At 68.0% G+C, this 21,933-nt stretch carries 19 protein-coding genes and 3 pseudogenes; 16 read left to right on the top strand and 6 right to left on the bottom strand.

Translation table 11 applies throughout. The features are described from left to right. The first annotated feature begins 73 nt into the window (after positions 1–73). The 7 genes and pseudogenes from NC4_RS31550 to NC4_RS31525 all read left to right on the top strand — a co-directional run bounded on the left by NC4_RS31550 (position 74) and on the right by NC4_RS31525 (position 6,613). Positions 74–427, top strand: a complete 354-nt coding sequence (locus NC4_RS31550; RefSeq protein ID WP_067545712.1) for a DUF485 domain-containing protein — start codon at positions 74–76, stop codon at positions 425–427. Then, positions 424–2,027: pseudogene (locus NC4_RS31545) on the top strand (monocarboxylic acid transporter). The gene NC4_RS31550 and the pseudogene NC4_RS31545 overlap by 4 nt, the downstream one beginning before the upstream one ends. 47 nt (positions 2,028–2,074) lie before the next feature. Then, a complete protein-coding gene (acs, locus tag NC4_RS31540) occupies positions 2,075–4,042 on the top strand; it encodes an acetate--CoA ligase (RefSeq protein ID WP_067545709.1) in 1,968 nt (655 codons plus the stop codon). Between the two features lie 84 nt (positions 4,043–4,126). Further along, positions 4,127–5,092, top strand: a complete 966-nt coding sequence (locus NC4_RS31535) for a serine hydrolase domain-containing protein (RefSeq protein ID WP_245722068.1) — start codon at positions 4,127–4,129, stop codon at positions 5,090–5,092. A 6-nt stretch (positions 5,093–5,098) separates the two neighbouring features. After that, positions 5,099–5,290: a hypothetical protein gene (locus tag NC4_RS43500; RefSeq protein ID WP_245722067.1), complete on the top strand. Its 192-nt coding sequence runs from the start codon at positions 5,099–5,101 to the stop codon at positions 5,288–5,290. 44 nt (positions 5,291–5,334) lie between these two features. Further along, positions 5,335–5,700, top strand: a complete 366-nt coding sequence (locus NC4_RS31530) for a DoxX family protein (RefSeq protein WP_067545706.1) — start codon at positions 5,335–5,337, stop codon at positions 5,698–5,700. 22 nt (positions 5,701–5,722) lie between these two features. Next, the gene (locus NC4_RS31525; protein ID WP_067545703.1) at positions 5,723–6,613 is read left to right on the top strand and encodes a sigma-70 family RNA polymerase sigma factor; all 891 of its coding nucleotides are present in this window, start codon (positions 5,723–5,725) and stop codon (positions 6,611–6,613) included. Between the two features lie 34 nt (positions 6,614–6,647). On the opposite strand, the gene NC4_RS31520 is transcribed toward NC4_RS31525, so the two are convergent. Further along, the gene (locus NC4_RS31520; RefSeq protein ID WP_067545700.1) at positions 6,648–7,211 is read right to left on the bottom strand and encodes a TetR/AcrR family transcriptional regulator; all 564 of its coding nucleotides are present in this window, start codon (positions 7,209–7,211) and stop codon (positions 6,648–6,650) included. Positions 7,212–7,321: 110 nt separating this feature from the next. Here NC4_RS31520 and NC4_RS31515 point away from each other — a divergent pair. Then, positions 7,322–8,323 (top strand): annotated as a pseudogene (locus tag NC4_RS31515) (FAD-dependent monooxygenase); the annotation flags it as partial. Positions 8,324–8,359: 36 nt separating this feature from the next. Then, complete coding sequence (locus tag NC4_RS44880; protein WP_369690806.1) at positions 8,360–8,764, top strand: aromatic-ring hydroxylase C-terminal domain-containing protein; 405 nt, start codon at positions 8,360–8,362, stop codon at positions 8,762–8,764. Positions 8,765–8,804: 40 nt separating this feature from the next. On the opposite strand, the gene NC4_RS31510 is transcribed toward NC4_RS44880, so the two are convergent. Beyond that, positions 8,805–10,055, bottom strand: coding sequence for a serine hydrolase domain-containing protein (locus NC4_RS31510; RefSeq protein ID WP_067545697.1), 1,251 nt, complete (start codon positions 10,053–10,055; stop codon positions 8,805–8,807). Positions 10,056–10,244: 189 nt separating this feature from the next. On the opposite strand from NC4_RS31510, the gene NC4_RS31505 reads away from it, so the two are divergent. Together NC4_RS31505 and NC4_RS31500 are read left to right on the top strand one after the other, a co-directional pair. Next, complete coding sequence (locus NC4_RS31505) at positions 10,245–11,618, top strand: alpha/beta hydrolase family protein (protein WP_067545827.1); 1,374 nt, start codon at positions 10,245–10,247, stop codon at positions 11,616–11,618. 39 nt (positions 11,619–11,657) lie between these two features. Then, the gene (locus NC4_RS31500) at positions 11,658–12,269 is read left to right on the top strand and encodes a class I SAM-dependent methyltransferase (RefSeq protein ID WP_067545824.1); all 612 of its coding nucleotides are present in this window, start codon (positions 11,658–11,660) and stop codon (positions 12,267–12,269) included. 91 nt (positions 12,270–12,360) lie between these two features. Here the strand turns inward: NC4_RS31500 and NC4_RS31495 are convergent, their stop codons facing one another. The 3 genes and pseudogenes from NC4_RS31495 to NC4_RS31485 form a co-directional block, all read right to left on the bottom strand. Further along, the gene (locus NC4_RS31495; protein ID WP_067545694.1) at positions 12,361–12,753 is read right to left on the bottom strand and encodes a VOC family protein; all 393 of its coding nucleotides are present in this window, start codon (positions 12,751–12,753) and stop codon (positions 12,361–12,363) included. A 136-nt stretch (positions 12,754–12,889) separates the two neighbouring features. Beyond that, entirely contained in the window at positions 12,890–13,570 is a 681-nt protein-coding gene (locus NC4_RS31490; protein WP_067545691.1) for a response regulator transcription factor, read from the bottom strand. Continuing rightward, positions 13,552–15,238 (bottom strand): annotated as a pseudogene (locus NC4_RS31485) (ATP-binding protein). Before NC4_RS31485 ends, NC4_RS31490 begins: the two are co-directional and overlap by 19 nt. 158 nt (positions 15,239–15,396) lie before the next feature. On the opposite strand from NC4_RS31485, the gene NC4_RS31480 reads away from it, so the two are divergent. The 3 genes from NC4_RS31480 to NC4_RS31470 are packed head-to-tail and all read left to right on the top strand — an operon-like array spanning position 15,397 to position 18,138. Beyond that, positions 15,397–16,203 (top strand): ABC transporter ATP-binding protein, encoded by an 807-nt coding sequence (locus tag NC4_RS31480; RefSeq protein WP_067545688.1) that lies wholly within the window; start codon positions 15,397–15,399, stop codon positions 16,201–16,203. Then, entirely contained in the window at positions 16,193–17,080 is an 888-nt protein-coding gene (locus NC4_RS31475; protein WP_067545685.1) for an ABC transporter permease, read from the top strand. The genes NC4_RS31480 and NC4_RS31475 overlap by 11 nt, the downstream gene beginning before the upstream one ends. A 5-nt stretch (positions 17,081–17,085) precedes the next feature. Next, positions 17,086–18,138 (top strand): ABC transporter substrate-binding protein, encoded by a 1,053-nt coding sequence (locus tag NC4_RS31470; RefSeq protein ID WP_067545821.1) that lies wholly within the window; start codon positions 17,086–17,088, stop codon positions 18,136–18,138. Between the two features lie 42 nt (positions 18,139–18,180). Here the strand turns inward: NC4_RS31470 and rarD are convergent, their stop codons facing one another. Continuing rightward, on the bottom strand, positions 18,181–19,077 hold the full coding sequence (gene rarD / locus NC4_RS31465) for an EamA family transporter RarD (protein ID WP_067545683.1): 897 nt from the start codon (positions 19,075–19,077) through the stop codon (positions 18,181–18,183). 225 nt (positions 19,078–19,302) lie between these two features. Between rarD and NC4_RS31460 the strand changes: the two genes are divergently transcribed. Both NC4_RS31460 and NC4_RS31455 read left to right on the top strand, forming a co-directional pair. Next, positions 19,303–20,754 (top strand): serine/threonine-protein kinase, encoded by a 1,452-nt coding sequence (locus NC4_RS31460; RefSeq protein ID WP_245722066.1) that lies wholly within the window; start codon positions 19,303–19,305, stop codon positions 20,752–20,754. Continuing rightward, positions 20,741–21,928, top strand: a complete 1,188-nt coding sequence (locus NC4_RS31455) for a DUF7373 family lipoprotein (protein ID WP_067545680.1) — start codon at positions 20,741–20,743, stop codon at positions 21,926–21,928. The genes NC4_RS31460 and NC4_RS31455 overlap by 14 nt, the downstream gene beginning before the upstream one ends. The last annotated feature ends 5 nt before the right edge of the window (positions 21,929–21,933 follow it).

The following is a 21,933-nucleotide window of genomic DNA, read 5'->3' as shown; positions in this document are numbered from 1 at the left end:
ATCATGTTTCGGTCACGATGACCTCGCTAACGTCCCGGAGTACGTAAGCCACGTCACACGCTAGGACCCCTCGATGAGCAGCACCGATCTCGGCACGAACCCGCCGAGCCCGCCGACGGCAGCGGAATTCACCGCCGTACAGGCCAGCCCGGAGTTCCAGGAACTGCTACACCGGTTGCGCCGCTTCGTCTTCCCCATGACCGCGCTGTTCCTGGCCTGGTATCTGGTGTACGTGCTGCTCGGCGCCTACGCGCACGACTTCATGGCGACCAAGGTGGTCGGGAACATCAATGTCGGACTGCTGCTCGGCCTGGGCCAGTTCGCCTCGACCTTCCTCATTACCGGCCTGTACGTGCGCTTCGCCAACCGTGAGCTGGATCCGCGCGCCGCCGCCATTCGCGAGCACATGGAGGGCACGCACGCATGAGCACCGGTTATCTCGCCGCGGCGGCCGTGGGCAATCCGGCCGCCAATATCGGCATCTTCGCGCTGTTCGTGGCCGTGACCATGGTCATCGTCATTCGCGCCAGCCGCAGCAATGCCACCGCCGCCGACTTCTTCACCGGTGGCCGCGGCTTCTCCGGACCGCAGAACGGCGTCGCCATCGCCGGTGACTATCTGTCCGCGGCAAGCTTTCTCGGCATTGCGGGCGCCATCGCGGTGTACGGCTACGACGGGTTCCTGTACTCCATCGGATTCCTCGTCGCCTGGCTGGTGGCGCTGCTGCTGGTGGCCGAAATGCTCCGCAACACCGGCAAATTCACCATGGCCGATGTGCTGAGCTTCCGGCTCAAGCAGGGCCCGGTCCGCGCGGCGGCCGCGCTCACCACGCTCACCGTGTGCCTGTTCTATCTGCTGGCGCAGATGGCGGGCGCGGGTGGTCTGGTCGCGCTGCTGCTCAATGTCAGCAGCAAGTCCGGGCAGGCGGTCGTGATCGCCGTGGTCGGCGTGCTCATGATCCTGTACGTGCTGGTCGGCGGCATGAAGGGCACCACCTGGGTGCAGATCATCAAGGCCGTGCTGCTGATCGCCGGCGCGGGCTTCATGACCGTGCTGGTGCTGGCCAAGTACGGCTTCGATGTGTCCGACATCCTGGGTTCCGCACAGCAGTTCGTCTCGGAGTCGGCGAACAAGGCGGTGGCGCAGCGGGATGTGCTGGCGCCGGCCGCGCAGTACGGCGGCACCTCCATGTCGAAGCTGAACTTCCTGTCGCTGGGCCTTGCCCTGGTGCTGGGCACCGCCGGTCTGCCGCATGTGCTCATGCGCTTCTACACCGTGCCGACCGCGAAGGAGGCGCGCCGCTCGGTGGTCTGGGCCATCGCCGTGATCGGCGCCTTCTACCTGTTCACCCTGGTGCTGGGCTACGGCGCGGCCGCCATTGTCGGCCCGGACCGCATTCTGGCCGCCGCGGGCGGACAGAACTCGGCGGCGTGGTGCTGCTGGGCGTCATCTCCGCGGTGGCGTTCGCGACCATTCTCGCGGTGGTGGCGGGTCTGACCATCACCGCCTCGACCTCCTTCGCGCACGATATCTACGCCGGAGTCATCAAGCGCGGCAAGGCCGGTGAGAACGAGCAGGTGCGGGTCTCCCGCATCACCGCCATCGTGATCGGCATTCTCGCCATCGGCCTGGGCATCCTGGCCAATGGCCAGAACATCGCCTTCCTGGTGGCGCTGGCCTTCGCGGTCGCGGCCGCGGCGAACCTGCCGACCATCCTCTACTCGCTGTTCTGGAAGCGCTTCAACACCACCGGCGCGCTGTGGAGCATGTACGGCGGCCTGATCTCGACCATTGTCCTGATCGTGTTCTCCCCCGCCGTGTCCGGTTCCAAGACGGCCATGTTGTCCAGCATGGACTTCGACTGGTTCCCGCTGTCCAATCCGGGCATCGTGTCCATCCCGCTGGCCTTCGTGCTCGGCATTGTCGGCACCTTCCTCGGCGAGGACGACGAGGATCCGGCCAAGGCCGCCGAGATGGAGGTTCGCTCCCTCACCGGTGTCGGCGCCGAAAAGGCTGTCGCGCACTGATTTCACGCCCAGCAACGCCCCTCGATTCGATATAGGAGATTGTCGCAGTGACCACCACGACCCAGCCCGACGAGACCGTGACCGCGGAGCGCGTGCCCGTGGCCTACCCGCCGAGCGAGGAGTTCGTGGCGCAGGCGAATGCCGGATCGTCGCTGTACGACCGGGCGATCTCGGATCGAGAGGCGTTCTGGGCCGAACAGGCTCGGCGACTGCACTGGCACCGGCCCTTCACCGAGGTGCTGGACTGGTCCGGTGCTCCGGTAGCGCGCTGGTTCGGCGACGGACAGCTCAATGTCGCCTACAACTGCGTGGACCGGCATGTGCTCGACGGGCACGGCGAGCAGGTCGCCATCCACTGGGAGGGCGAACCGGGCGACTCGCGCGCCATCACCTACAACGAGCTGCTGGCCGAAGTGTCCAGGGCCGCAAACCAGCTCACGGCGCTGGGGTTGGTGGCCGGTGATCGTGTCGCGATCTACATGCCGATGATTCCCGAGGCCATCGTGTCCATGCTGGCCTGTGCTCGCCTGGGACTCGTGCATTCGGTGGTGTTCGCCGGGTTCTCCGCCAGCGCACTGCGGCAGCGGGTGGACGATGCCGAGGCGCGACTGGTCATCACCACCGACGGCCAGTGGCGGCGCGGCAAACCCTCCCCGCTCAAGGCCGCGGTCGACGAAGCCCTTGCCGCCGAAGGTGATTCGACCGTCGAGCACGTGCTGGTCGTGCGCCGCACCGGCATCGACACCGCCATGACCGAGGGCCGTGACCTCTGGTGGCACGAGACCGTCGCCGATGCCTCCGATCGGCACGAGGCCCAGGCCTTCGACGCCGAGCACCCGCTGTTCATCCTCTACACCTCCGGCACCACCGGTAAGCCCAAGGGCATCCTGCACACTTCGGGCGGCTACCTGACTCAGGCGTCGTACACCCATCACAATGTCTTCGACCACAAGCCGGATACCGACATCTACTGGTGCACCGCCGATATCGGCTGGGTGACCGGCCACTCCTACATCGTCTACGGCCCGCTTTCGAACCGCGCGACACAGGTCGTCTACGAGGGCACCCCGAACTTCCCCGACGAGCACCGGCACTGGCAGATCGTCGAAAAATACGGCGTCAGCATCTATTACACCGCTCCGACGCTGGTACGCACGTTCATGAAGTGGGGCCGCGAGATCCCCGACGCCCACGACCTGTCCTCGCTGCGGCTGCTGGGTTCGGTCGGCGAGCCGATCAACCCGGAGGCGTGGCGCTGGTACCGGGATGTGGTGGGCGGCAACAAGACCCCCATCGTGGACACCTGGTGGCAGACCGATACCGGCGCCATCATGATCTCCCCGCTGCCCGGCGTCACCGCGACCAAACCGGGCGCGGCCATGACTCCCCTGCCCGGCATCTCCGCCCGCATCGTCGACGAGGACGGCACCGATCTCGGCGACCGCAATGCCGACGGCCTGCTGGTCCTCGATCAGCCCTGGCCGTCCATGGCCCGTGGCATCTGGGGCGATATGGAGCGCTTCCGCGAAACCTACTGGGCCCGATTCGCCGCCACCGGCTGGTATTTCGCCGGTGACGGCGCCCGCCTGGACGCCGACGGCGATCTCTGGGTCATGGGCCGGGTGGACGATGTCATGAACGTGTCGGGCCACCGCATCTCCACCGCCGAGGTCGAGTCGGCCCTGGTCGGCCACTCCGGCGTGGCCGAGGCCGCCGTCGTCGGCGCCTCCGACGAGACCACCGGCCAGGGCATCGTCGCCTTCGTCATCCTCACCGCCGAAGCGGAGAACACCGGCGACGAGCTGATCGCCGACCTCAAGGCCGAGGTCTCCCGCGAGATCAGCCCCATCGCCCGCCCCCGCGAGATCCACGTCGTGCCCGAACTGCCCAAGACCCGCTCCGGCAAGATCATGCGCCGGCTGCTGCGGGATGTGGCCGAGGGCCGCGAGCTCGGCGACACCTCGACCCTGGTCGACCCGAACGTCTTCGAAGCCATCCGCGCCGACAAGAACTAGGTCCACGCACTCGCGCGGTCACCTTTTCGCTCCGCCCTCCGTCAATGAATCGGCACACCGATTCAGACGGAAGGAGCGAGCACCATGAGCAAGATCGAGGTACACGGCACCGTCGCGGACGGATTCGAGTCCGTCCGTGCGGAATTCGCGGCCGTGGTGGCCGAGGAGGACGGTGAGTCCGGCGCCCAGCTGGCCGCGTTCGTGCGCGGACGACGAGTGGTGGATCTGTGGGCCGGACCGGAGATCACCGGCGAAACCCTGACGGGCCTGCATTCGTCGACCAAGGGCGCGTCGGCTCTGGTCGTGGCACTGCTGATACAGGACGGCGTCCTCGATATCGACCGCACCGTCGCCCACTACTGGCCGCAGTTCGCGGCGGCGGGCAAGGCCCACATCACCGTGCGGGACGTGCTGGTGCACCGGTCGGGACTGATCGGCGCCGACGGCGGGTTCGGCCTCGCCGAGATCGCCGACGACCGGATCATCGCCGCCCGCGTGGCCGGGCAGCGGCCCTATTTCGCGCCCCGCACCGTGCACGGCTACGGCGGCTTCGTCACCTACGCCATTGTCGGCGAGGTGATCCGCCGCATCACCGGCGCCACCATCCAGCAGATCTTCGAGGCACGCATTCGCGCGCCGTACGGGCTGGACGTGTACCTGGGCCTGCCGGAGGAGCTGGACCACCGCTACCTGGAGATCCAGCCGTGGCGGGCCACGCCGGAGATGGCGGCCCCATTCGCGGCGAATTCGCCCAACCCGCACAGCATTCCGGGCATCGCCTACAACCTCAATGCCCGCGGGTTCACCCCCGCCGATGTGATGGCCGTACCGAACGATCCGGCGGTGCGCCGCCTCGGTCCGGCATCGAGCGGCGGTGTGGGCAGCGCCCGTGGCCTGGCCGCCCTGTACGCCGCGGCCATCTCCGGTCTCGACGGCGGCGAGCCGCTGTTGAAGCTGGACACCATTGCCGAGGTGGCCATGATCCATTCCGGCGGAAAGGATCTGGTGCGCGGCGAGGACGCCCCCTGTGCCGTGGGCTTCGAGGCCTAGGGCCTGATGTACCCGTTCCTGGGTGTGCACGCCATCGGCCACACCGGCTCCGCCGGATCGGACGGTTTCGCCGATCCGCACAGCGGCCTCACCTACGGCTACACCCGCCGCCGCGCGGCCTTCGCCTTCAACGCCCCGGAAAACCAGCGGCTGGCCGCCGCGCTGCACCGCGCAGCCACCGAAATCAATACTCACTGAGGAGAATTCATCATGGCGCAGCCTATGACCAAAGCGGGCGACTCGTGACCGCCCGGGCGCGGGCGCTGACGGCGATCCGGTGGATTCCGGGCACGGTGCTGCTGGCCGAGACGGCGGTGGGGTCGTACTGGGATTTCGCGCGGATCTCCTATGTGCGGGATGTGTTCGACCGCTTGGGATATCCGATGTACTTCGCGACGATCCTGGGGACGGCCAAGGTGGCGGCCATTGCCGCGCTGGTCACGCCGGGGCATCCCCGTACCAAGGAATGGGCCTATGCCGGACTGGTTTTCGTCTATGGCGGCGCGGCTGTCTCGCATATCGCGGTGGGCGACAAGCCCGACAAGTGGGCGACGCCGCTGGTTTTCGTAGCCAGCGCTCTGGCCGCCCGGCAACTGCGTAAACCCTGACCGTCGTGTAGAGAGGAAACACGTGAACGAGCTCGAGTTCCTGGCCGACCGGTTCGAGGACCACCGCGATCATCTGGGCGCCGTGGCCTACCGGATGCTCGGCTCGGTCACCGAGGCCGAGGACGCGGTGCAGGAGGCGTGGCTGCGGCTGGCCGGGGCCGACGCCATCGACAATCTCGGCGGCTGGCTGACCACCGTGGTCAGCCGGGTCTGCCTGGATGTGCTGCGCTCGCGCCGCGCCCACCCGGAGGAATCTCTGGAGGCGCGGCAACTGCCCGATCCGGTGATCACCCGCGACAGCGAGTCGAATCCGGAACAGCAAGCGCTGCTTGCCGATTCGGTCGGCATGGCGCTGCTCGTCGTGCTCGAATCGCTGAGCCCGGCGCAGCGCCTGGCCTTCGTCCTGCACGATATGTTCGCCCTGCCCTTCGAGCAGATCGCCCCGATCGTCGATCGCACGCCGCAGACCGCCAAGAAGCTGGCCAGTCAGGCGCGCCGCCGCGTCCAGGGCGAGGCGCCGATGCCGGATACCGACCGGATCCGGCAGCGCCGCGTCGTGGACGCCTTCCTGGCCGCGGCCCGGGACGGGGATTTCGATGCCCTGCTGACCATTCTCGATCCGGATGTGGTGCTGCGCGCCGATATCGGGGCGGCCCTGCCGGGTGGTCTGCAGGTGCTGCGCGGTGCGGCCGTGGTCGCCGGACAGGCCCAGACCTTCCAGCGCATGGCCCTGCTGTGCACCACCCATCCGGTATTGGTCAACGGCCTGTCCGGCCTGGTCAATACGGCGGCGGACGGCGGGCTGGTGTCCGTCATGAGCTTCACCGTCACCGGCGGCCGCATCGCGGCCATCGATCTGCTGTCCGCCCCGGACCGCCTCGCCCGCCTCGATCTCGCCGAGATCATCGGCTGACCGCGAGAACGACTGTGCCCCAAGGCCGGACCGGCTAGCGGTGTCCGGTGAGATAGCGCTGCACCGTGGGGCCCAGCCAGTCGACGAGTTCCGCGGGGGGCATCGCCACCACCGGCGGGACCCGTAAGACGTAGCGGCACAGGGCGAGACCGAGCAACTGGGTGCCGATCAGGCCGCCGCGGGACACGGCCTCGGCCGGGTCGATGCCGCGGGCCAGCAGCATGGGCACCACCTGTCCGGCGAAGATGCCGCGCATCTTCTCTGCCGCACCCTCATTGGTGACCGCGGCACGCAGCAGGGCGGGGAGCGTTTCATCGGATTCCCAGCGTTGCATGGCGAATGTCATCAGTGCCTCGCCCAGGCCGTCGTCGGGGACGTCGGCGAAATCCGGTAGCTGCAGATCGAATTCCGCGGCCAGGGCGAAGAGTTTGTCCTTGGAGCCGTAGTAGCGCATGACCATGGCCGGATCTATGCCCGCCTCGGCAGCGATGGCCCGGATGGTGGCGCGCTCGTAGCCGTCACGGGCGAAGCGTTCGCGGGCGGCGGTCAGGATCGCGGCGCGGGTCGCATCGGACCTTCTGGTTCGTTCCGCAGTCATGTCAACGAGTGTAGGCCAACAAGTGTTGACCAACCAGGGCGGGCCGCTTACAGTTGTCAACAAGCGTTGGCCAACACGAGTTGACCTGATCGAAAAGCTTGGAGCACATTATGATTCCGGAAAAGACCGATGTCCTTGTTATCGGTGGCGGACCTACCGGACTCCTGCTCGCGGGGGATCTCGCCCGGGCCGGGGTCGCCGTGACCCTGGTGGAGAAGCACGCCCACGGCTCGGACCTCACCCGCGCCTTCGCCGTCCACGCCCGGACCCTGGAACAGTTCGACGCGCGCGGCATTGCCGAGCAGGTCCTCGCCGGTGGCACCACCATCGACAAGCTGCAGTTGTTCGCCAGCGTCAATGTCGATCTGGGCCATCTGCTCGACACCCGCTTCCCCTACCTGCTCATCGCCCCGCAGACCCACGTCGAGTCCGTACTGCGCGAGCGCGCGCTGAAATTGGGCGCCACCCTGGTGCCCGGCGGCGAGCTGATCACCTTCACCGATACCGGTGACGGCGTCGAAGCCGAAGTGCGGCAATAGGATTCGGTACGCACCGTGCGGGCGAAGTACTTGGTCGGCACGGACGGCTACCGCAGCCGGGTGCGCGAGACCCTGGGCCTGGACTTCCCGGGCAAGTCGGTGCTGAAGTCGATCATGCTGGCCGATGTGCGGCTGAGCGAACCGCCCACCGCCGTGCTGACGGTCAATGGCGTGGGCGACGCCTTCGCCTTCATCGCCCCGTTCGGCGACGGCTGGTACCGGATCTTCGCCTGGAACCGCCGCAACCAGGTCCCCGACACCGAACCGGTCGACCTCGAGGAGCTGCGCGATGTCACCCAGCGCGCCCTCGGCACCGATTTCGGCATGCACGACCCGCGTTGGCTCTCGCGCTTCCACAGTGACGAACGCCAGGTCGAGTCCTATCGGGTGGGCCGGGTCTTCCTGGCGGGCGATGCGGCGCACGTGCATTCACCGGCGGGCGGCCAGGGCATGAACACCGGTCTGCAGGACGCCGCCAACCTCGGCTGGAAACTCGCCGCGGCCGTACAGGGCTGGGCCCCCGACGGCCTGCTGGACACCTACCACGCCGAACGGCATCCGATCGGCCAGGAGGTGCTGCGCAGCAGCGGCGCCATCATTCGCGGCGCCATGCTAGAGTCCAAGATCGGCCGCATGGTCCGCAACACCCTTGCCGGGGGCGCGCTGTCGCTGCCGCCCATCGCGCACAAGGTCGCCGGATCCATTTCGGGCATCGGCTTTACCTACCCGCACCCGCACGGCGCGGACCATCTGGTCGGCACGCGCGCCTCGGATATCGCGCTCACCGGCGATACCCCGCGGCTCTACGAAGCCCTGCTCGAGGGCGCCTACGTCCTGGTGACTTCCACTCCGGTCACGCTCGACGGCCAGGCCGAGCACGTCCGCGTCGCCGTACCCGCCGATCCGGCCCAGCGCCCGATACTGGTTCGCCCCGACGGCTACATCGCCTGGGCGGGCGAGCCCGGCACGGTGGATCTGGATGCGGCCCTGACGGATTGGGTCCGCACGGCATAGCGCACACCGGCGGGACGGTTCACACCGGGCGTCGCGGGGCTCAGGCCGCGCGGCGCTCGGTCCTTGTGGTGGTGCGGCGCGCGGCACGTGCGCCCCGCACCACCAGCGGCAGCACCCACGCTGACGCCAGCTGATCGGATCCGAGCGAACCGAGGCCCAATCGGTTGTGCACGAATCCGACGGAGATTCCGCTGCCGGGATCGGCCCAGCCGAAGGAGCCGCCCAGGCCGATATGGCCGAAACCGGCCCGCGCCCCCGGCATGGGGAGCGAGTGGTAGCCCATGTGCCAGAGCATGGGGATGTAGAACAGGGCGTGGTCGAGGCGGTAGGACTCGATCCTGCGCATGGCCTTGACGGTGTGCGAGGACAGGAAGCGGCGGCCGTTGATCATGCCCTCATTGGCCAGCGGGCTGTAGAGGGTGGCCAGACCGGTGGCGGTGCAGACGCCATTGCCCGCGGGGAGCTCGGTGTCGAGGATGGCCGGGACATCGCCCTCCAGGAAACCGTCCAGTCCGGGCAGGAACAGCGCGCGGGCAGCCGCGCCCGCGGCGCCCGGGATGCCGTAGGCGCGGCCCAGCATCAGGGAGACATAGGTGGTGCCGACCAGGGCCAGGCGATTGCCCAGCAGGACGGCCGCCGAGGTCGGGCTCCCGGCGGGCGGCGCGCCGAGGTGAATGCCGTCGGTGCCGAGCGGTTCGGCGATCTCGGTGCGGAACAGCTCGCCCATGCCGCGGCCGGTGACGGCGCGGGCGAGCCCGGCCAGCAGCCAGCCGAAGGTCAGCGCGTGATAGGTCGGAATGCCCAGCAGGTGATCGGGTTCCGCGGCGGCCAGGCGCGCTTCCATCAGCCGGTGGTCTAGGACGTCGTCGATGCCGCGCGCGATGGGCGGCAATCCGGACAGGCCCGCACGGTGCGAGAGCAGCTGCCGCACCGTGATCCGCTCCTTGCCCCCGGCCGCGAATTCCGGCCAATAGGCGGCGACGGGCGCGTCGTAGTCGATGAGCCCGCGATCGGCGAGCCGGTGGATGACCGTGGCGGCAATGCCTTTGGTGGCCGAGAAGACAATGGATCCGGTGTCCGGCTCCCACTCCCGGCCGGGTGCGGACTCACCGACCCGGATCTCGACGAGCGGTTCGCCGTGCCGCAGCACCGTGAGCGCTCCCCCACCTCCCGGATGACCGCCGACCAGGCGCGCGAAAGTTCGTACCAGCGGACCGAATCCGTCGACCGCGTACCCGCCCACCGTGGCGGGGAGGTCCGAGAGTCCCGGAGAGGAAGCGACATTGCTCACCCTCACCACGGTACGAGCGGAATGTGACGTGCGGCAATGACTGGACCAGACAGTTATTCCCCATGGCTCAGAGGTTATTTCGAGTGTCCGAGTGGTGATGGACATGTGACCTGGACCGGCGGTGTCGTGATCACGGCGGACAATCGCGTATCGAGTCCGGACTACTCGGTCCGTGCGTACCCTGGGCTTATGCGGTCGCTGCTGCTGGCCCTGCTGGTCATCGTCGCCTTCGTGCCGGGATGTTCGCAGTCCCGGCAGGAACCGCCGCCGCGGCTGACCGGGGATTGGACCGGGACCATCGACGTGCCCGACAGCCCGCTGGCGGTGGGGGTCAACTTCACCAACGACAACCGGGCCACCATCGACATTCCGGTGCAGAACGTCATGAGCCTGCCGCTCACGGGGGTGCGGACCGACCGGAACCTGGTGACCTGGGCGATTCCCCAGGTGCCCGGCGAGCCGTCCTTCCAGGGCAGTTACGACGCGGATTCGAACAGCATCATCGGCGAGTTCACCCAGTCCGGACAGCAACTGCCGCTCACGCTGACACCCGGCCGCGCGCTCACGCCGCCGCGGCCGCAGGACCCGCAGCCGCCCTTCCCCTACCGGTCGGAGGAGGTCGGCTATCCCAGCCGGGAGATCACCATCGCGGGCACGCTGACCCTGCCGCAGACGCCCGGACCGCATCCGGCCGTCGTGCTGATCACCGGCAGCGGGCGGCAGGATCGCAATGAGAACATCCTCGGGCACAAGCCGTTCCTGCTGCTCGCGGACGTGCTCACCCGCGCCGGATACGCCGTGCTGCGCACCGATGATCGCGGGGTGGGCGGGACCGGCGGCAATCTCGACCACGCCACCTATCAGGATCTGACCGACGATATCGCCGCCGGAATGACCTACCTGCGGACCCGCTCGGAGATCGACGGCAACCGCATCGGTTTGCTCGGGCACAGCGAGGGCGGCTATCTGGCCCCGCTGGCGGCCGCCCGGCCCGAGAGCGGCGTGGCCTTCGTGATCCTGCTCTCCGGACCGTCGGTGACCGGGGCGGAAGTGCTTCTCGAACAGACCCAGCTCATGCTGGCCGCCGAGGGCGCCACCCCGCAGGAGGTCTCCAGCGAGATCGGCTTCCTGTCCGGGCTGTGCAATATCTTCCGCATCGGCGATCTGGAGGAGGCGATCCGGTACGCGCACCAGCACAATGCCGGACTTCCGGCCGAGCAGCGCGCACCCGCGGAGGCCGTGGACGCACTAGTGACCCAGTACATGGCGTCCTTGGTGGTCTACGACCCGGCTCCGGCGCTGTCCGCGCTGCGGATTCCGGTGCTCGCGCTGTACGGCAGCAAGGATATTCAGGTGCCGCTCGCCCAGAACGAGGCGCCCATGCGGGCCCTGCTGGCCGCCGATCCCGCGGCCACCGTGCATGTCTTCGACGGTCTCAATCACCTGTTCCAGGTGGCGGGCACCGGTCTGCCCGAGGAGTACGCCACCATCGACACCACCATCGACCCGCAGGTTCTCGACTACCTCACAGCCTGGGTGAGCGGGGTGGCCCCGCCGCGCTAGATCGTGGCGCACACCGGACTCCGCTGGGAGAGTGGTGTGGTGGGAATTTACGAAGACCGGGTGCTGCCCCGGATCGTCGATCAATCGTGCGGGGCGAAGTTCCTCGATCCGGTCCGGGAGCAGACCTGCGCCGGGCTGCACGGGCGCGTGGTCGAAATCGGCTTCGGGTCCGGGCGCAATGTGCCGTTCTATCCGGCGGGGGTGAAATCGGTGAGCGCGGTGGAGCCCGCCGATCTCGGCTGGCGCATGGCCGCCGGACGGCTGGCCAAGGCCACAGTCCCGATCGAGCGGGCGGGTCTGGACGGGCAATCGCTGCCGTTCGAGGACGACAGTTTCGATTCGGCGCTGTCCACCTGGACGCTGTGCACGATTCCGGATGTGAAAGCGGCGCTGGCGGAGGTGCGGCGAGTGCTGGTGCCAGGCGGCACTTTTCACTTCGTCGAGCACGGGCTCGCGCCGGACCGCAAGGTGCAGGTCTGGCAGAACCGGTTGAATCCGGTGCAGAAGACGCTGTTCGGCGGGTGCCATCTGAATCGCGATATCCGCGGCCTCGTCGAGGAGGCGGGCTTCGAGATTCGCGAGGCGGATCGCTTCTACCAGTGGCCGAAGACGGTGGGTTCCTTGACGCGGGGCGTCGCCGTCTCCGCGTGAACGCTCCGAAATGCGCAGCGCCCGCTGCGCGTACGCGCAGCGGGCGCGGGGTTCGGGGGGCGCAGCCCCCTGAGAGTCCCGAGAGTTGGGGCTACCAGCCGCCGTAGGGCACCGTGATCAACTCCATGTAGTGCCCGCTGGGATCCTCGAAGTAGATTCCGCGGCCACCGTCATTGTGGTTGATCTCGTTCACGCCTTGTTTGCGGGGATCCGCCCAGTAGGTGAGTCCGCGGTCCCGGATCTTCGTGTAGGCCGAATCGAATTCGTCCTCGGTCACCAGGAAGGCGTAATGCTGCGGTTGAATGCCGCCCGGCAGATCCGGGGGCACCGTCGCGAGATCGAAAGTGACGCCGTTACCGACCGCGATCGGGATGAACGGCCCCCACTGATCTCCCACTGCCAATCCGAGAATGTCGCCCCAGAATTCGGCCGACTCCCGGTTGTCCTTGCATCCGACAATGGTGTGGTTGAACTGAATAGTTATTGGATTTCTCCTGTGCTCGTGGCGGTCCCGACCCTGGACCGGTACAAGTCGGCCGACAGGAGCACCGCCACGCCTTCGAAGTTATCGAAACATCGCCCGGCTCGCCAACCCCCATGTGGCAGGGGCCACATCGGATTCAGCGGGGAGCGGAGTATTCCTGCTCCGGGCGTCCGGTGGAACCGTAGCGCAACTGCATGCGCAGGCCGCCGGTGGCGACGAGAGCCGCCAGATAACGCTGGGCGGTCGCCCGGGAGATACCGATGGCGGCCGACACCTGGGCGGCGGACATGGGCGCGGCGGAACTCCGGACAGCTTGTAGCACAAGGTCTTTCGTCGGGGACAGGGCGGCGGGGTTGGCGGGGGCGGACGCGCCGACCGGGGCGGCGGCCGGGCGCAGCGCCGCCAGCGCGGACTCCACCTCGGCCGCGCAGACCTCGGGGGCGGACAGTATGCGCCGATAGCGCGCATAGGCCGCCAGGCGGGCGGCGAGAACGGCGTGGTCGAAGGGTTTGACCAGGTAGCCGAGCGCACCGGCGGATACCGCCGCCCGGACGGTCTCGGATTCGGTTGCGGCGGTGAGCATCATGGCGTCGAAGCGGATCTCGCGCACGAGTTCCACGCCCGAGCCGTCGGGCAGGTAGACATCGACCAGGGCCAGGTCGAAGGGCATGGCCGCAATGGCCTCGCGCGCCGCCGCGAGGGTGTTCACCGTGGCGCTGACTGCGAATCCGGGTAGCGCCGAGACGATTCCGGAATGCAGATTGGCCACGCGGAAGTCATCGTCGACGACCAGGACGTTCAGATCTCCTCGGCCCACGCCGATTCACCTTCCTTCAATACGCAGGGCAGGCGGGCAATGAATTCCGCGCCCCGCAATTCGAACTCGGCGCCGCGGGCCGGATCGGCCAGCCGGACATCGCCGCCCAAGGCCCGCGCCACCTGACGCGACAATGCCAGGCCGACGCCGCGACCGCCGGGCAAGCCGCTGTCGGGGCGGGTGGAAACGCCTTCGGCGAATACCGAGTCCACCAGTTCCGGTGGCACTCCCCCGCCGCTGTCGACCACGGCGATATGGAGCGTATCGCCCTCCTCGACCAGTTCCACCTCCACGATTTTCCGGTCGGCGGTGTCGTCGGCGCGGGCGGCGTCGATGGCATTGTCGAGGAGATTGCCCAGCACGGTCGTGACATCCACGGGCGCAACGAGATTGCCGACCACCCAGGTGTTCGGCCCGAGGCGCAGCTGCACGCCCTTATCCCGGGCGTGGGCCGCCTTGGCCGCGAGGAAGGCCTGCAGGTAGGGGTCGCGGATGGCATCCACGCCCGGCATGGCCGCGCCCAGCGGGCCCGACCTCAGCAAACCGTCCAGATAACGGGCCGCCTCCTCGGGGCGGCCGGTGTGCAGCAGGCCGCTGAGCAGGTGCAGTCGATTGGCGAACTCGTGGCGCTGGGCGCGCAGCACGGTGCTCATGGAGCGGACCGCATCCAGTTGGCGGGTCAGGGATTCCACATCGGTGCGATCGCGCACGCTGAGCACCGCGCCGAGCGCACGGCCGTCGCGGGTCACGGTGCGCGCGGTGACGACCACGATGCGCTCACCCACCGCGGCCTGGACGGGCAGGCCGTCGGCGGTGCGGAACGCTTCCAATATCCGTGGGGTGAGGTCGATTTCGCCGACGGCGTCGCCATTGCCCGGGTCGATGCCGAGCAGGCGGCGGGCCTCGTCGTTGACGACGGTGATGCGCCAGCGGGTGTCGACGGCCACCACGCCCTCGCCGATGCCGTGCAGAACGGCGTCCTGTTCGCGCACCAGCTCGCGCAGCTCGGAGGGCTCCAGGCCGAGCGTCAAACCATGCCAGCGACGGGCCAGCAACACCGAGGCGGCAATGCCCGCCAGCAGGGCGCCGCCGACGAGCAGGCCCGCCTTGCTCAGATCAGCGAGCAACTGTTCCCGCACGGCGGCGGTGGAGATGCCGACGCTCACCTCGCCGACCACGCGCTCACCGGCGGTCGGTTCCAGCACAGGGACTTTGGCGCGCACGGACTCGCCGAGGGTGCCGTGACCACCTCGGATCCGGCCAGCACCCGGGAGGGGTCGGTGCTGACCATCTCGCCCAGCCGGGCCCGATCCGGATGCGCCAGGCGAATGCCCTGGTCGTCGGTGATCACCACGAACAGGGCGCCGGTGCGCAGGCGGGCTTCGTCGGCAATGCGCTGCAGATCGCCGTCGGAGAGCTCGTGCTCCAATTCCGGGCCGGGCGTCAGCGCGGTCGCGGCGTAGTGCGCGACCTCGCGGCGGACCTCCGGATCCGAGGCCACGGTGCGGGCGATGGCCAGGGCCCGCTGGCCGTACTCGTCCGCGAGCCGCTGATTGCTGACGGAGGCGAACCCCCGAAGGCCAGGCCCAGCGTCAGTCCGACCACGCCGATCTGCAAGAGCACGATCTGGGTCCGGAGGCGGACGGAACGGGGGCCGAGCGAGAACACGGCGTCAGTCTAGACAACGCATCGCAACCTCGAGCAGAACGCGCAAAACGTCCGAATTGCCACTTGCGCGGGTAGTGCGCACAACTCGGCACGGTGTGACCCGGGTTACCTAGATTCCATTCCGCGCCGCATGTGCGGCAGGACACAGGAGCTAGAAAATGACCAACCCGCTCATCGAACTTCGGGGCGCCACCAAGCGCTTCCCGGGGACCAACGGTGGCGTGCACACCGCGGTGCGCGACCTGAACTTCACGGTCGCCCCCGGAGAATTCGTCGCCGTCGTCGGCCCCACCGGCTGCGGCAAGTCCACCACGCTGTCGCTCGTCTCCGGTCTCGAGCCCGCCTCGGCCGGGCGCACCCTGGTGCGCGGCGCCGATGTGCGCGGCATTCCGGACGGCATCGGCTACATGTTCCAGCAGGATGCCGTGCTGCCGTGGAAGACCGTGCTCGACAATGTGGCGCTGGGCCCGCACTTCCAGGGCGTCTCGAAGAAGCAGGCCCGCGAGCGCGCCGCGGCCTGGGTGGCGAAGGTCGGTCTGGCCGGATTCGAGGGCTACTACCCGCATCAGCTCTCCGGCGGTATGCGCAAGCGCGTGGCGCTGGCGCAGACCCTGGTGAACGAGCCGGAGATCCTGCTCATGGACGAGCCGTTCAGCGCGCTCGACGTGCAGACCCGCCAGCTCATGCAGGACGAGCTGCTGCGCGTGTGGTCGGGCACCGGATCGGCGGTCATCTTCGTGACCCACGATCTGGAGGAGGCCATCGCGCTGGCCGATCGCGTGGTCGTCATGACCGCGAGCCCGGCCACCGTGTGCGGCGATTTCCGGGTCACCCTGGAGCGGCCGCGCAATGTCGAGGAAGTCCGGCTCACCGAGGAATTCCGCGACCTCTACAAGGAAATCTGGGAAACGCTGCGCGATCAGGTCGAGGCGGCCCGCACGAAGGGAGCGGCCCGTGTCGCTTGATGTCATGGAGAAGACCGCCACCGCCACACCGGAATACGTGGTGGAGACCGAGGAGCAGATCCTCGCCCGGGTCCGCAATTCCGCCCGCAAGGCCAAGGCGCGCACCTGGGGTCTGCGCATCGCCCTCGTGGCCCTGTGGCTGGGCTCCTGGGAGCTCACCGCCTCGCTGTGGATCGACCCGTTCTTCTACTCCAAGCCCTCCCTCATCTGGGATCGGCTGGTCGAATGGTTCACCGAGGGAACACAGTTCGGGTCCATCTGGCTGCAGCTGTACACCACCGTGCAGGAGGCCGTGCTCGGCTTCGTCATCGGCACCGTGGCCGGTGTCGTGCTGGGCGTGCTGCTCGGCCGCAGCCGCTACTGGGCCGATGTGCTGGCACCGTTCATCAAGGCGCTCAATGCCGTTCCGCGCATCGTGCTGGCCTCGCTGTTCATCATCTGGTTCGGCCTGGGGCTGAGCTCCAAGGTGGCCACCGTGGTGGTGCTGGTGTTCTTCGCGGTGTTCTTCAATGCCTTCACCGGCGCCCGCGAGGTGGACGGCAATGTCATCAACAATGCGCGCATTCTGGGCGCGAGCCGCCGCCAGGTGCTGACCGCCATCGTGCTGCCCTCGGCAACCACCTGGATTCTGTCGAGCCTGCACACCGCCTTCGGTTTCGCGCCCATCGGCGCGGTGGTCGGCGAATATGCCGGGGCGAGCAAGGGTTTGGGTCTGCTCATCTCGAACTCGCAGGGCACCTTCGACGCGGCGGGCATCTACGCGGGCATGATCATCATCACCGCGGTGGCGCTCATTGCCGAATGGATCATCGGCATGGCCGAGAACCGGCTGCTGAAGTGGCGTCCCGCGCAGGGCTCCGCCGGGCACGGGATGTGAGCGCCATGAAGTACCGCAAGTCCGTCGCCGTCATCGCCCTGGCCGTCTCCTCGCTGCTGCTGGTCACGGGTTGTCGTGACTCCCGGCGCATTCCGGTCGAGAACGGCCGTCCGCAGATCACCATCATGGTCGGCGGTCTGGAGAAGGTCATCTATCTGCCCGCCATGCTCACCCAGCAGCTGGGCAATTTCGAACGCAACGATATCGATGTGAAGCTGCTCGGCGAGCAGTCCGGCGCGAATGCCGAAACCGCTTTGCTCACCGGCGATGTGCAGGGTGTGGTCGGCTTCTACGACCACACCATCGACCTGCAGGCCAAGGATCAGTGCATTCAGACCGTGGTCCAATTCGCCGATGTGCCTGGCGAAGTCGAGCTGGTGTCCAAGGAGGACGCGGCGACCATCAAGTCGCCCAAGGACTTCGCGGGCAAGAACCTGGGCGTCACCTCGCTGGGCTCGTCCACCGACTTCCTCACCCAGGGCCTGGCCGGTCAGGCGGGCCTGAGCACCGAGGACTACACCCGCGTGAAAGTCGGTGCGGGACAGACCTTTATCGCGGGCATGAACCACAATGGCATCGACGCGGGCATGACCACCGACCCGACCGTGGCCAAGATGGTGTCCTCGGGCGAGGCGGAGATCCTCATCGATATGCGCAACGAGGAGGGCACCCGCGCCGCCCTCGGCGGCCTCTACCCCGCCGCCTCCCTCTACATGCGCTGCGAAACCGTCGAAGCCCATCCGGATATCGTCCAGAAGCTGGCCAATGCCTTCGTCCAGACGCTCCAGTGGATCGACACCCACTCTCCCGAGGAGATCGCCGCCAAGATGCCCTCCCAGTACGCGGGCGGCGATCCGGAGCTCTACGCCAAGTCCGTCCGCGACTCCATCGTCATGTTCAATGGCGACGGCTTGATGAAACGCGAAGGCGCCGAGAACGTCCTCCGCATCCTGGGCAAGTACTCCCGCAATGTGAAACCGGTCCGCGACCGCATCGACCTCGACAAGACGTACACCAACGCCTTCGTCGAAAAGGCTCTCCAGGCGAAAGCGCCATAGCCAGAGCCGACTTCACACCCCGTGCCCGCACGGGGTGTGAAGTCATGCGGGGACGGGGGTGCGGCGGGCGCGGCGCAGGGCGTCGGCGGTGAAGATGGCGAGGGCCAGCCAGATGAGGGCGAAGCCTGCCCAGCGTGAGGGGGGCATGGCCTCGTGGACCACGAGGACGCCCCAGGCCATCTGCAAGGCGGGGGTGAGGTATTGCAGCAGGCCCATGGTGGACAACGGGACTCGCGGTGCGGCCAGGGCGAACAGGATCAGCGGGACCAGGGTGAACGGGCCGGTGATCATGAGCAGGACCGAATGCGACACGCTCGAACCGAAGGTGGCCTGGCCGGTGATCGCCAGCACGATCACGGTGCCGAGGGCGAACGGCGCGGCCACGATCCCCTCGGCCGCCAGCCCCGGCAGCGCATCGAGGCGGATGACCTTCTTGACCAGCCCGTAGGTCGCGAACGAGCACGCCAGCGCCAGCGCGATCCACGGCGGCCGCCCGTAGTCCACGGTCAGCACCACCACCGCCACCGCACCCAAACCCAGTGCCGCCCAATGCATCCGGCGCAACCTCTCCCGGAAGATGAGCACCCCGAACGCCACCGTCACCAGCGGATTGATGAAATACCCCAGCGCCGCCTCGACCACCTGATCCGACATGATCGCGTACACGTACACGCCCCAGTTGAGCGATATCGCGAACGAGGCCACCGCCGCCAGCCGCCAGGTCCGCCCATCGGCCCGCCGCAACTCCCGCATCCGCCCCGCAATCACCAGCGCCACCAATGACACCACCAACGTCCACAGAATCCGATCCGCCAACACCTCCACCGGACTCGCGAACGTCAGCAACCCGAAGAACGCCGGAAACGCCCCCCAGATGAAATAGGCCCCCGCCCCGAAAGCCACCCCCACATCCCGCCCACTACGCCCCGCGCTCCCCATACGGCCATCGGATAGTTCGGTACCCCCGGCGCCCGGGTTCGAGGACAGCTCTGACACCCCTCAACGTTAGCCTGTGCAACGATCCAGCGACATCGAATAATCATCCGATCATCACCGGATTGTCGTAGCGGTCGTCCGGCCCCGGCACCCATCGATCACCGCGCGGACCGGGGCATTCCGGTGCTAGCATCCGCGCGACTGGACGAGGATGACTTTTTTTGGGGGGTGTCGTTGCTGCCAGGTGAGATTTTCGCTGGATACCAAATAGTCCGTCGGCTGGGCGCGGGCGGGATGGGCGCGGTGTACCTCGCGCAGCATCCGCGACTACCGCGCCGAATCGCACTGAAGGTCCTCGCGGACGGGAACGGGGGCGACGCCGAGTTCCGGGCCAGATTCATCCGGGAGGCGGAGATCGCGGGTGGACTCGCGCATCCGAATCTGGTCGCGGTGCACGATCGTGGCATCGAGGCCGAAACGCTGTGGATCGCCATGCAGTACGTCGAGGGCTTCGATGCCGCACAACTGATCAAGCGGGGTCCGGCCGAGCTGACGCCACAGCGCGCGGTGCACATCATCGCCGAGGCGGCACGCGGGCTCGACGCCGTGCACGCCGCGGGCCTACTGCACCGCGACGTCAAACCCGCGAACATCCTGATCTCGCCGCGACCGGACGGGACGGACCGGGTCCTGGTCACCGACTTCGGAATCGCCCGTCCCATAGTCGATTCCGGCGCCCTCACCGTCGCCGGCGATGTGCTCGCCACCCTCGCGTACGCCGCGTCCGAGCAGCTGCGCGGTGCGGCCATGGATCATCGCGTGGACGTGTACGCGCTCGGTTGCACGCTTTACGAGATGCTTACCGGCAACAAGCCTTTCGTACGCGAAACTCCGATGGCCCTGATGCACGCGCACCTGTCGGATCCACCGCCGCGGCCCAGCGGTGCGGCGCCGTGGATTCCGCGTGGGATGGACGGGGTGATCGCGCGGGCATTGGCGAAGAATCCCGCCGATCGTTACCCCGACTGCCGTACGCTCGCCGAGGCCGCCGCGGCGGCCCTGCGCGGCGAACTCGAACCTCCCCGCCGCACCCGCCGGGCGATCGGAATAGGTGCGGCCGTGGCGGTTTCGGTGCTGGCCGCGGCCTCGGCAGTGGTGTTCACGATGCGATCGGGTAGCGAACCGGCCGCGCTGACGCCGGTCGCACCCGTAGACGACAGCGGCAAACCGTGGCAGCAGTACAGCTTGGTGGTCGAGACCTTCCCCGATCTGCTGCCCGCCGCCCCCTCCGAGCCCACGGCGCTGGGACACCATTGTGACCCCCACGGTGACGACAATCCCGATGCCGCGATCGACCTCCCGGCCTCACGACTCCAGCTGACCTGCTCACATACCGGCAGCCCCGTCCCCAACTTCCTGGTGTCCTGCTACGCCAGCGGCCTGCCCAAGCCCGCGAAGCCGCCGGGCCGAGGGCAGCAATACGGGACGGAACAGTGGACCAGGCCGTCCGGCAGCGGGCACATATTCTGGCTCGAGGCCCCGGCGAAGGACGGCACCGTGACCGGTCATCTGCGCATCTTCTTCGATGACGCACCCCGCAACGCCTGCTATATCGACGTAGTCGGCGGCACCAGTGGCAAGGCCCTGTACGACTCCTGGTGGCCGAATGCGCCGATCTGAGTTCTGCCTCGCGGTCGTCGCACTGGTCACCCTCACCGGTTGCGGTGGTGAGCCGTCCCCGGACCTCGACGCCCTCGATCTCGGTGGCTACAGCGCACAACCATTGAGCGCACCGCCGAATACCGGCGAGTACTACGGCCGGATCCTCGAATCGACGCGCCTGACGGAGGTGCTCGCACGTCCAGCCGATATCGCCGCGGAGCTGGATTACACCGAGATACCACAGCCGGTACCGAATTCCGGATTCGCGATGGCGACATTGGCCACGCCCGTGCGGCCGGTCCTGCAGCGATACGACATGGTGGCCGAGGCCGTCGGCGGCGGTGCCGAGACCGGCCGCACCGAATCCGAGGGCCAACGCAGCATCACGATCAACCTGCTGCGTTTCCGCGACGAGTCGACCGCACGGCTGGCCGCCGCCGAACTGGATGCCGCCGACTTCGCGGTCAGCCCCGACAATGTGGCGGTCGAGATTTCCGGATATCCGGGCGCACACAGCCATTGGCGACCGACGGTGCCCACGCTCGGGACGACCATCGCGCACGGCAGCTACGTCGTATCGATGTATCTCGTACTCCCGGCACCCGATCTCACCGCGCTCACCGATCTGGCGCGTAAGGCCTTCGACCGGCAGTTGACGCTGCTCGACACCTTCCGGCCGACTCCGGTGGATCAACTGGCGACGCTGGCGCTCGACCCCGACGACATGGTGCGCCGGATGATCTCGGCGCGCACCGGCCGATGGAACTATCCGGCGGTCGACGAAATCGCCGACGGAGTACTGCGGGCCTCCGGCGTGACGTACGGCCCCAACGCCGCGGCCGCGATCCTCGGGGATCCGGCGAAGGCCGCCGAGCTGGGCTACGACCGGCGCGCCGTCGTCGGCATCACGAACGTCTTGAGCCGGCTGAAAAGCGCCACGGCCGCGAAACAATTCGCCGACTTCCTGGCCGGACGGCGCGCCGAGGGGTTCGACTCGATCGCCGCGCCCGCGGCGCCCGACGTGAAATGCTTCCGCAGCCGCGCAGCGGAGCAGGCGGACTTCGATCGTTATCTGCGCTACAACTGCATCATCCCCGTCGATCGCTATGTCGCGACCATCTTCAGCGAGGACGAGGACGATGTGCGCCAGCGGGCCGCGGCCCAATACGTCCTGCTCGTGAACAGCCGCTGAGGAGC

Source organism: Nocardia crassostreae, assembly GCF_001613405.1.
Classification (GTDB): domain Bacteria; phylum Actinomycetota; class Actinomycetes; order Mycobacteriales; family Mycobacteriaceae; genus Nocardia; species Nocardia crassostreae.
This window is presented reverse-complemented; position numbering and strand designations above follow the sequence as displayed.

Bases quoted from the DNA above. Each gene is read 5' to 3' on its own strand.
- NC4_RS31550 (WP_067545712.1), top strand. From the start codon at position 74: ATGAGCAGCACCGATCTCGGCACGAACCCGCCGAGCCCGCCGACGGCA.
- NC4_RS31535 (WP_245722068.1), top strand. From the start codon at position 4,127: ATGAGCAAGATCGAGGTACACGGCACCGTCGCGGACGGATTCGAGTCC.
- NC4_RS43500 (WP_245722067.1), top strand. From the start codon at position 5,099: ATGTACCCGTTCCTGGGTGTGCACGCCATCGGCCACACCGGCTCCGCC.
- NC4_RS31520 (WP_067545700.1), bottom strand. From the start codon at position 7,211: ATGACTGCGGAACGAACCAGAAGGTCCGATGCGACCCGCGCCGCGATC.
- NC4_RS44880 (WP_369690806.1), top strand. From the start codon at position 8,360: ATGCTAGAGTCCAAGATCGGCCGCATGGTCCGCAACACCCTTGCCGGG.
- NC4_RS31505 (WP_067545827.1), top strand. From the start codon at position 10,245: ATGCGGTCGCTGCTGCTGGCCCTGCTGGTCATCGTCGCCTTCGTGCCG.
- NC4_RS31480 (WP_067545688.1), top strand. From the start codon at position 15,397: ATGACCAACCCGCTCATCGAACTTCGGGGCGCCACCAAGCGCTTCCCG.
- NC4_RS31470 (WP_067545821.1), top strand. From the start codon at position 17,086: ATGAAGTACCGCAAGTCCGTCGCCGTCATCGCCCTGGCCGTCTCCTCG.
- rarD (WP_067545683.1), bottom strand. From the start codon at position 19,077: ATGGGGAGCGCGGGGCGTAGTGGGCGGGATGTGGGGGTGGCTTTCGGG.
- NC4_RS31455 (WP_067545680.1), top strand. From the start codon at position 20,741: ATGCGCCGATCTGAGTTCTGCCTCGCGGTCGTCGCACTGGTCACCCTC.